The 8,999-nt window shown below is 61.9% G+C and carries 9 protein-coding genes and 2 pseudogenes; 6 read left to right on the top strand and 5 right to left on the bottom strand.

What is annotated here, in order from left to right:
- The coding region (locus tag ACVOL0_RS12735; RefSeq protein ID WP_481549419.1) for a transposase at positions 1-237 on the bottom strand (237 nt) is incomplete at its 3' end.
- Positions 238-540: 303 nt separating this feature from the next.
- Between ACVOL0_RS12735 and ACVOL0_RS12730 the strand changes: the two genes are divergently transcribed.
- The gene (locus ACVOL0_RS12730; RefSeq protein ID WP_296251559.1) at positions 541-681 is read left to right on the top strand and encodes a hypothetical protein; all 141 of its coding nucleotides are present in this window, start codon (positions 541-543) and stop codon (positions 679-681) included.
- Between the two features lie 132 nt (positions 682-813).
- Here ACVOL0_RS12730 and ACVOL0_RS12725 read toward each other — a convergent pair whose 3' ends face one another.
- Entirely contained in the window at positions 814-1,065 is a 252-nt protein-coding gene (locus ACVOL0_RS12725) for a hypothetical protein (RefSeq protein ID WP_296251558.1), read from the bottom strand.
- Between the two features lie 770 nt (positions 1,066-1,835).
- Between ACVOL0_RS12725 and ACVOL0_RS12720 the strand changes: the two are divergent.
- A pseudogene (locus ACVOL0_RS12720) lies at positions 1,836-2,466 on the top strand (DUF488 domain-containing protein).
- A gap of 35 nt (positions 2,467-2,501) precedes the next feature.
- Here ACVOL0_RS12720 and ACVOL0_RS12715 read toward each other — a convergent pair.
- Positions 2,502-2,681, bottom strand: coding sequence for a hypothetical protein (locus ACVOL0_RS12715; RefSeq protein WP_156455860.1), 180 nt, complete (start codon positions 2,679-2,681; stop codon positions 2,502-2,504).
- A gap of 449 nt (positions 2,682-3,130) precedes the next feature.
- Here ACVOL0_RS12715 and ACVOL0_RS12710 point away from each other — a divergent pair, with 449 nt between their 5' ends.
- Genes ACVOL0_RS12710 through ACVOL0_RS12700 form a run of 3 tightly spaced genes read left to right on the top strand, consistent with a single transcriptional unit; the run spans position 3,131 to position 4,245 of the window.
- Complete coding sequence (locus ACVOL0_RS12710; protein WP_062168900.1) at positions 3,131-3,361, top strand: hypothetical protein; 231 nt, start codon at positions 3,131-3,133, stop codon at positions 3,359-3,361.
- A gap of 48 nt (positions 3,362-3,409) precedes the next feature.
- Positions 3,410-3,862 (top strand): hypothetical protein, encoded by a 453-nt coding sequence (locus tag ACVOL0_RS12705; RefSeq protein ID WP_313642740.1) that lies wholly within the window; start codon positions 3,410-3,412, stop codon positions 3,860-3,862.
- A complete protein-coding gene (locus ACVOL0_RS12700) occupies positions 3,859-4,245 on the top strand; it encodes a CPBP family intramembrane glutamic endopeptidase (protein WP_313642739.1) in 387 nt (128 codons plus the stop codon). Before ACVOL0_RS12705 ends, ACVOL0_RS12700 begins: the two co-directional genes overlap by 4 nt.
- Positions 4,246-5,063: 818 nt before the next feature.
- Here the strand turns inward: ACVOL0_RS12700 and ACVOL0_RS12695 are convergent.
- The gene (locus ACVOL0_RS12695; RefSeq protein ID WP_062171693.1) at positions 5,064-5,366 is read right to left on the bottom strand and encodes a putative quinol monooxygenase; all 303 of its coding nucleotides are present in this window, start codon (positions 5,364-5,366) and stop codon (positions 5,064-5,066) included.
- Positions 5,367-5,609: 243 nt separating this feature from the next.
- Here ACVOL0_RS12695 and ACVOL0_RS12690 point away from each other — a divergent pair, with 243 nt between their 5' ends.
- Positions 5,610-8,243: an excinuclease ABC subunit UvrA gene (locus ACVOL0_RS12690; RefSeq protein WP_062168898.1), complete on the top strand. Its 2,634-nt coding sequence runs from the start codon at positions 5,610-5,612 to the stop codon at positions 8,241-8,243.
- A 345-nt stretch (positions 8,244-8,588) separates the two neighbouring features.
- On the opposite strand, the pseudogene arsN2 reads toward ACVOL0_RS12690, so the two are convergent.
- Positions 8,589-8,978 (bottom strand): annotated as a pseudogene (arsN2, locus tag ACVOL0_RS12685) (arsenic resistance N-acetyltransferase ArsN2); the annotation flags it as partial.
- Positions 8,979-8,999 lie beyond the last annotated feature (21 nt).

Raw genomic sequence — 8,999 nt, 5'->3', positions numbered from 1 at the left:
ACCCTTGAGCGTCTTGCGACTGCGGCCGTTGCGGGTGTTGCCAGCACCGTTGGCCACCGGCTCGTGCTTCTCATGCCCCAAGTGCTCGGTCATCTCTGCATCGAGCGCCTTCTCTACCAGCAGCTTGGTCAACTGCTTTAGCAAGCCGTTCTCGCCGATCAGGTCCTCAGGTCTCTTGTAGTTAGCCAACAAGCTGCTCAGCAACTCGTTGGGTACTTCATGTTTTCGTGAACTCATGGTAGCCCCAGGTCAGATGGCAGTTTCCTGCCGGTGACCCGTTTACACAAAATCTAGGACAGGCCCGGATGCGGCCAGAAGCTGTCGTTCGTCTGTCTAGAGCATCTCGGGCGACTCAAACATCAGCAAACGATGGACCTTACCCATCCGTGATTGGAAGGCAGTCCTGAACCGATTTACCATCCTGTTTGAGGGGCGACTCCCTCAGCTGTTACCCGAATCCCGTTTACACAAAATCTGCACACGCCCAGCACTGAAGGGAAAGTGCTCTGGCACACGCAGTGGTGGCACTGCATCGGGGATGTGAAGCGGGCGGAAAGCCTGGGCCCGGTGATCGAGAACTCGATTGCGCAGGTGCTGGGGGACAGCTACGACGTGGGGGCGACCGAGCCATTGCCGACTGCAGTGATCGTGGCCGGCATCAAGGCGGCGTACAAGCACTAGGCTGCGGCGCACTTTGGGATTGAGACCGGAGCGGAGAGCGGGGGCTAAACCAGTCCCTGCAGGCTGCTTTCTTGAGCCACACCGAGTTCTACCAGCCAATTGGGGACAGGCAGCAAAGATGGGCGCGGTCTGTCACTGCTCAATCAATGTCGTCAGTTCATCCTTCTTTGCGTCAGTTGGTACTACGGCCGCTTCGCAGGCGCGCTGTACCAGCGCATCTATTGCCTCCTCATCTGCTTGCTCACAGCAAGCAAATGCTCGGGCTGCAGCTTGACGTACGGCCTCGAGTTTGCTGACGCGGTCGCCAGTCGAGAGGTCTTGCACTTCATTTTCCATGGAGTGGACGAGCTCTTCCAGGAGCTGGAAATGAGGGGAGGAGGCCATCGGCGGTACAGGTATGAAAGACGGTATTTGAAACCTCCGGCCGCCGTCCCGCAAGAGGGGCATGCGACCGGGCGGCTGGCCATGCTTGGCAGAGGGGAGGCGAAAGGCATTTTGCCCCTACTAGAATCGGGGGTCGCTCTTCGACCAGGTGCGGAAGGTGGCCCGCATTTCATTGAGCACGATCTGGCAGCTGCAACGCCGCCGAGTAGCAGCCTGTTCCATAACGTCCTCAAAGGCCATCCAGAACCCATCGCCCGAACCGTAGCGCTCGAAGGCTTGGCGCAGCGCGGTCAGCTCATCGTCCGATAGGCATCCGTCGTTGGAACGGTCTGGCAGGCGCTGATCAGGGGGACGGAACGGCCGGCGCTTCTGGCCGATCAGAGGAACTGAGGGTCCTCCCTAGCCCACTTGCGGAAAGCGTTCCGCATTTCTTCGTTCACGATATTTCGGTCGCACCCAAGCCTGTTGGTGGCTGCATCAAGGATGTCGGTATAAGCGAGCCAGAACCCATCCCCGGTCCCGTAGCGCTCAAACGCGAGCCGCAGCTGGGCAAGCTCGGACAGAGTTAAGCACTGAGTTGAAGTGTGCTCGTTCATGAAAGGTGCCAGGCGGTCGGACCGGAAAATCCTATCACCGGGTCTGGCGCTGTTGCCAGAGGTGAGCGGGCAGCTGAGGCGAAGGTGTCGAGGTAAGTTCTAGACTACCCGCCCCCGCTCTTTGGGCAAAGAATTCCAGCGTAGTCGGGTTGAGATCGATGGCAGGAAAAACCCATGACTGTTTGGACGATGGGGTACTCAACGGGCACGTGGGGCGCTTTTATCGATGTTCTGCAAGCCAACCAAATCGACTCAGTTCCGGGTGTCAGACGGTTTCCTGGCTTCCGAAAGTTTCCTTGGTTCGGCAGCGACGCGATGAGTGCGCAATTGCCTCGGGAAGGCATTGGCTATCATTGGGTTCCCGGCTAGGGGGCGGCGAACAGTGCAGTCAAGGTCGGCGAACGGCGGGTGGAGGAACTCATCGTTTCAGGGCTACGCAGACCACATGGCCAGCGCAGGGTTTGCTGATGGGCTTGAACAAGCCTTGGCTGCTGCCGCGAGAAGTCGGACGGCATTGATGTGTGCAGAGCTACTGTGGTGGCGCTGCCATCGGCGGTTGATTTCGGACCTTCTAGTGCACCGGGGTCACCAAGTGCTGCATATCCAGACCGAACGAGCACCGGACCCGCACAGACTCAATCCCATGGCGCAGCGGGCGGGTGAGGGCCTTATATATCCCCCATTTGCAGCTCGGCTTGCTTTAAGAGCAACCCAGCCGAGCTCCTGGCCGAGGGCGCAGAAATGGTTGACTGAACTGAGGGCGGGGGCCATGATCCGAGGCATCTACTGGGGAGTAGCACCGTGAGCCCGGTACGCCGGGCTCTTTTTCTCTACTGTTATTCAAAAAGCTTCATCGAACGCGCTGTCTGTTCGAGCCAACTCTTTAAACGCACTCTTGACCATGTCTGTCACTTCCTTCCCGGAACAATCGCTTCTTTGAGTAACCGCTTCTGTGATGATATTGAAAGTAATCCAGAAACCGTCACTTGCCCCATAGAGCTTGTAGGCACTCTGGATCATTTCCAACTCGGTTTCTGTGAGGCACGGTTTCATCGTTCTTGGCTTGCTTCGATAACACACTGATAGGCAGGGAGCCATGAAGGATTGTGGTCGAGTGGGGAAGTTGCGTGTGTGAATACCTCACGCTTCACCCTCTGCATTACTCGTTGAATGCTTATGAGGATGGCCGCTTCTTCCCGATGACCTTGGACTCCGTCTGCAATTTTCGCTGCTAAATCAGCCAAGCCCTCGAGCAACGCCTGACGCTCGTTAGACGCCAATGCTGTGCAGGTGGCGACGAGATGGTGGGCTGAACGATCAAAGTCTGATCGAAGAGCAAAGTAGTTAAAAGAACGCGTAACCATGATTTGGCCCCACAAGCGCTCCCCCCCAGCATGGACCAGCGAGGGCGGGGATGCAACTTTGGGTGCTGTAATTTCGCGTAGGGGCTCCCGCAAGACCAGTACCACGTGCCAAAGTTCCAACCCTGCTGGTCACAGGCCGAGGCCTTCATCGGCCAGAAGGGCAGCGCGCTCGCGACGCTGGAACGCGAGGTCTACAGCTTCCTCAAGGAGCGACTCCCCAATCTGAAGCACAAGGGTGCGATCGCCTTCGAGAATGTCCCCGTCGTCCTCAGCAAAGGCTACGTAAAGGCCTTCGGTTCATCGCCTTCCGTCGGCGCCTATGCGCTGGACTTCTGACGCACGGAGACGGGCCTCGATGCTGGTGCTGCCGGTGCAATTTTCTACGTGCTGGTGGCCGACCTCGATGGCGAGGCCGATGCGCGGGAAACCGTAGAGCGGGCCATCGAACACACGAAACGACCCGAGGACAGGCCCACGCTGGAACAGATCGCTCGGGTCGAACCCTTCCTCGCGGACTGCGCCTTCCCGCCAACGCTGGCGGGCGTGCTCGCCTGGGTACGCTTGGTCGAAGGGCGCTCGCTGGCGAGCATCGGGCTGACCGGTCCGGTACGGCTGAAAACCGTCCTGCGCGGACTTGCCGTTGGATTCGGCACAGTCGCGCTGGTCGTAGTCACGATCTGGATGGCAGGCGGCATGCAGGCCGCAGGCTTGGGGCAAGCATGGCGCTCGCCCGTGAGTCTGCTGCTAGTAAGTTTCATGTTCCAAGCGACCGTGGAGGAAGTCATCTTCCGCGGTTGGATGCTGTCGGTGGTGCCGCGCAGACTAATGTCGCCGTGACAGTGCTGCTTGTGTCGCTCGTTTTCTGCTTCCTGCATTTCAGTCCGCACCAGCCGCCCCTGATCATCCTCAGCACGTCCCTGTTCTCGCTGTTCGCCTGCGCCTGGGCACTGTGGACTGGCAGTATCTGGGGCGTGATGGGCTGGCACGCGGGGTGGAACTGGTTGCTCGCAACCGGCTTCGAACTGCCCGTCGCCGGTATGCATGCGCACTTGCCGGCACTCCTGGTGGCGCTGCGCCCGCAAGGCCTCGACACCTTCACCGGTGGCGCACAAGGGCCGGAAGGCAGTTACCTGTGCAGCGTTTTCTTCGTCGCCGCGATCGCGTGGATCCAGTGGCGAAGGACGCGTGGAGCTCACAATTTCTCGCCGACCAGCAGGTGACGCCACTACTGGGGCGGCATCTCCCCGTCCCGGCTCTTGCCGATCGGATGCTGGTTCGCGCCGTACCGGCGACGACCAAGCGATTGAGCGTCTGCTAGCGGTCGTCGGGCCGATCTCATGGGGCTTGAGCAAACCTCCGGGTTTTCGGCAGCGCGCAGGACATAAGTGCAGGCTCATCCGGAAGCAGCGGGTGCTCGCTCTGCAATCTGCTGCTTGTACGGATTCCGCTCGAGGTATTTAGCGATCTAGAGGCAGCTTAGGTTCGTGATGCCAGTCCCAGTACCGACTGGAACCGAGACTGCCTTTGCTGAAGTGTCAACGGAGAGTGATGTGGCTTCCTCGATAGAGTTCGACCAGGCCACCTTCGGTTTACGTCTCGCAACGAGTGCATCGGGCCGCAGGGCGTGCGACCCGAAGCGGACAGCGACAACTTAGGCAATCCCTGCGAGCACGCAGGTCACAAGTCCCGGAGCCACGCCCTGTGGAATCGCGTTGGGCGAAGTCCCGCTCCACAGGACGCTGGAATCGTCGAGGCCTCTGGCGTCGGCCTTGGCCCTCGGCGAAGCCAACGATTGAGAGGCTAGGGAAATGCAGGAGGCATCGTAGACATCGGACGCGGGTCGCGCATAAGTCGATACACAAGCCCGTGTGCGGTGCGACCGTCTAAGAGACCAGTGATTTCCGAGGCACGGCTTGGTTGCTGCAGAGCCGTGGGATGGATTTCGAACGTAGGGACGGGGAGGGCATGGCAATGACTTGGTTGGGCAAACAACGAAGCCGCCCGAAGGCGTCTCCGAGTGGCGGCTTGCCCCACTTGCCTAGCTGGGTAGCTTTGCCGCGAGCACGTCGACTTTCTCGATGGTCGGCGGCTCGGAGAACATTTCCCCGGCCTTGGCCATCAAGGCCGCTGCAACCTTGCCGGCGAGATGGGCCTCCCGGCCCGCATCGTCGGGAAAGGCATCGAAAATGCCGAAGGTTGTTGGCCCGAGGCGAATTCCGAACCAGACGGTCGTGGCGGGCTCGTCCATAACTAGTGGCAGACCACTCAGGAGAAAGCTTTCAACTTCTTTCTCCTTGCCGATTTTCGCTTCGAAGCGAACGAATAGCGCAACCTTGACCATGAGCTGTCTCCTGTTGGTCTGACGGAGTAACGACGTCCCCTCCCTTACTTGGAAGCCTAGGACTTGATTGAGCCAAGAAATCAACGGATCGGCGCGCCTAGCCAGTTGGCCGCTATTGCCTGACAAACTAGTCGCTTCCGTGGAGCGATGTGTTGCGACGGTGTGAGGATGGCTCGACGCCCCCTTCACGCGGACGGCGAGCGCAGATTTACCATAGTCACGAATCTGCAGGAGTGCGAACCCATGCCACACCAGTCCCCGTCGCCGGTCGGGTTCGACGCCTTCGTGCACGTGCGAGGCGCGCGTGAGCACAACCTCAAGGATGTCGATGTCGACCTCCCGAGGGATGCAATCGTCGTGTTCTCCGGCATCTCGGGATCGGGCAAATCTTCGCTGGCGTTTGGCACGCTCTATGCCGAGGCGCAGCGGCGCTACCTGGAATCGCTGTCGCCCTATGCGCGGCGCCTGATCGACCAGGTTGGCGTACCCGACATTGACGCCATCGACGGTATGCCGCCGGCAGTCGCGCTGCAGCAGCAGCGCGGTACGCCGAACGTCCGCTCCACTGTGGGCAGCATCACCACGCTGTCGAGCCTGCTACGCATTCTGTATTCGCGCGCCGGCGCCTATCCGCCCCGGCAACCCATGCTGTATGCGGAAGATTTCTCGCCCAACACGCCGCAGGGTGCTTGCCCTACCTGCCACGGGCTGGGCTACGTTTACACAGTCAAGGACGAGGCCATGGTTCCCGACCCGTCGCTGTCGATCCGCGACCGGGCGATCGCAGCGTGGCCACCGGCGTGGCATGGGCAAAACCTGCGCGACATCCTGGTGACGTTGGGGTATGACATCGACAAACCCTGGCGCGAGCTCCCGAAGAAGGACCGCGACTGGATCCTGCACACCGACGAGCAGCCAGTGGTTCCGGTGTACGCGGGTTTCACACCTGCTGAAACGCGCGCGGCGCTGCGCCGCAAAACCGAGCCCAGCTACATGGGCACCTTTACCGGCGCGCGCCGCTACGTGCTAGACACCTTCGCCAACACGCAGAGCGCGCTGATGAAGAAGCGTGTCGCGCGCTTCATGTCCGGTACCACGTGCGCGACGTGCGACGGTCGCCGCCTCAAGCGCGAAGCGCTGTCGGTCACATTCGCCGGGTTGGATATCGGCACCTTGTCGCGTTTGCCGCTCGCTGATATCGCCGAACTCCTGGCGCCCGCGGCGAAGCACCGGTTCGACACACCAGTTGCCACCGCCACGCGCAGCCGCGCCGCTGGACGCAAGGACATCGCTCGTCGCGTGGCCGCCGGCGGATCGCCGCATACCGGCGGCACGGACGTGCGGCGCACCGCGAACCTGTCCGAGGAGAAGCGGATCGCAGCACAACGCATCACTCGCGACCTGATCGAGCGGATTGAGGCGTTGCAGGGGCTGGGTCTCGGTTACCTCGCGCTGGACCGTTCTACGCCCACGCTCTCCTCGGGCGAGCTACAGCGGCTGCGCCTGGCGACGCAGGCGCGCTCCAATTTGTTCGGCGTGGTCTACGTGCTGGACGAGCCGTCGGCAGGGCTGCATCCCGCCGATGCGGAAGCCCTGCACGCGGTGCTGGGCCAGCTCAAGGCGGCCGGCAACACCCTGTTCGTCGTCGAGCACGACCTGGATACGCTGCGCCGCGCCGACTGGCTTGTCGATGTGGGGCCGGATGCAGGCCAGCATGGTGGCCGCGTGCTCTACAGCGGGCCGCCGTTGGGGTTGCGCGACATCGAGGCGTCGCACACGCGGCGCTATCTGTTCGACTCCGTGCCCACGCGTCGGCGCACGCCTCGGCGCCCGTCAGGCTGGCTCGAGCTCCTCGGCATCCAACGCAACAACCTGCATGGCCTCGATGTGCGGATCCCACTGGGGGTCTTCACTGCGGTCACTGGCGTGTCCGGTTCGGGCAAGTCTAGCCTGGTCAGCCAGGCGCTGGTGGAACTCGTGAGCGAGCACCTCGGCCACGAGCCGGCGGTGGAGGAAAGCAGCGACGACATGCCGCTGCCCGACGCAATAACGCGTACTGCGGGCCGGCTGGGTGCGGGCGTGGGTGCCATCCGCCGCCTGGTCAACGTCGACCAGAAGCCCATCGGCCGCACGCCGCGGTCCAACCTGGCGACCTACACCGGCCTGTTCGACCATGTGCGCAAGCTGTTCGCAGCCACGCGCGCTGCGAAGGCGCGCCGCTATGGCGTGGGTCGCTTCTCCTTCAACGTGGCGCAGGGACGTTGCCCCACTTGCGAGGGCGAAGGCTTCGTCAGCATCGAACTGCTCTTCATGCCGAGCGTCTACGCGCCATGCCCTACCTGCCACGGCAAGCGTTACAACGAAAAGACCCTCGAAATCGAGTGGAACGGGCGCAACATCGCCCAAGTGCTGGGGATGACGGTGGACGAGGCGCTGTCGTTCTTTGCCGACGAAGTGCCCGTGCACCGTGCACTGGCATTGCTCCACGGCATTGGCTTGGGTTACCTGCGGCTCGGGCAGCCTGCGACGGAACTGTCCGGCGGCGAGGCCCAGCGCATCAAGCTGGCCACCGAGCTGCAGCGCAGTCAGCATGGCGACTCGCTATACGTGCTCGACGAGCCGACCACTGGACTGCACCCTTTCGACGTGGACAAGCTGATGGTGCAATTGCACGAACTGGTTGACGCAGGCAACACCGTGGTCGTCGTCGAACATGACATGCGGGTCGTCGCCGACAGCGACTGGATGATCGACGTAGGCCCGGGCGCCGGGGAGAAGGGGGGTCGTATCGTCGCCGAGGGCGTGCCGCAGGACGTAGCGAGCCGGGGCGTCGGAGCCACAGCGCCTTACCTGCAGCGCGCGCTGTACTCACGCTGACCGAGGCGCTGCTCGATTTCCCTCTGGCAAACGCGTTTTCCCAGCCTTACGTCCGCTCTTGGCCGAGGCTGTGTAAAAACCCTTTGCGGATGATCTTTCGGGGAGAGCGCATACGACTCACGCAGTTTGGTCAAAACAATCATCCGGAGTTCTCAAGCCGCGATCGCTCTCAGCATGCCTTGCATTCCGAGATCAGCCTGGCGGTTCTGGCTTACAACATGCTTTATCGCTCTGATACCAAGCGACCGTTGGCCGTGGTGTCCAAGCGCTATCAAGTAGTCCAGCCGCGGGAGACCGAACGGGCACGGTTGCAGATCGAGCAGCGCGAGTCCTGACGGTTCTGCACTACAAATGGATCGGCCGCCTAAGTAACGCTGCGCTGGCGGGACACAAGCTCGCAGCCTGCCGCGTCGCCAGCACAGAAGTCGGTGCGCTTGTGCGTTCCACCGGCTTGAAGCCCCCGCGCTCGAAGAACGGCGCCGCCGTCGTGGTCAGTAGCCAGGCGTCACGTCCGCCTTGATCGAAGGCGCGTCGCAGTAGTAACGCCAGCATGGCGCCGCCAATGCCGCGCTGGCGCGCGTGCGGCAGCACCACCAGGGAGCGCACCAGCACATCCCGGCCCATATGCTCGAAGCCACCGTAGCCCACGCGCTCGTCTGTCACCGTGGCATAGGCGAAGAAGCTGCGCCCCGGTTCGGTCAGATCATCCGTGGGAAGTCCGGCCTCCTGCAAAGCCGTGGTGAGGCCCGTGTCGTT

The organism is Stenotrophomonas sp. STEN021, from assembly GCF_056760175.1.
Note: the sequence above shows the minus strand (reverse complement) of the source record. Positions and strands in the feature narration are given on the sequence as shown.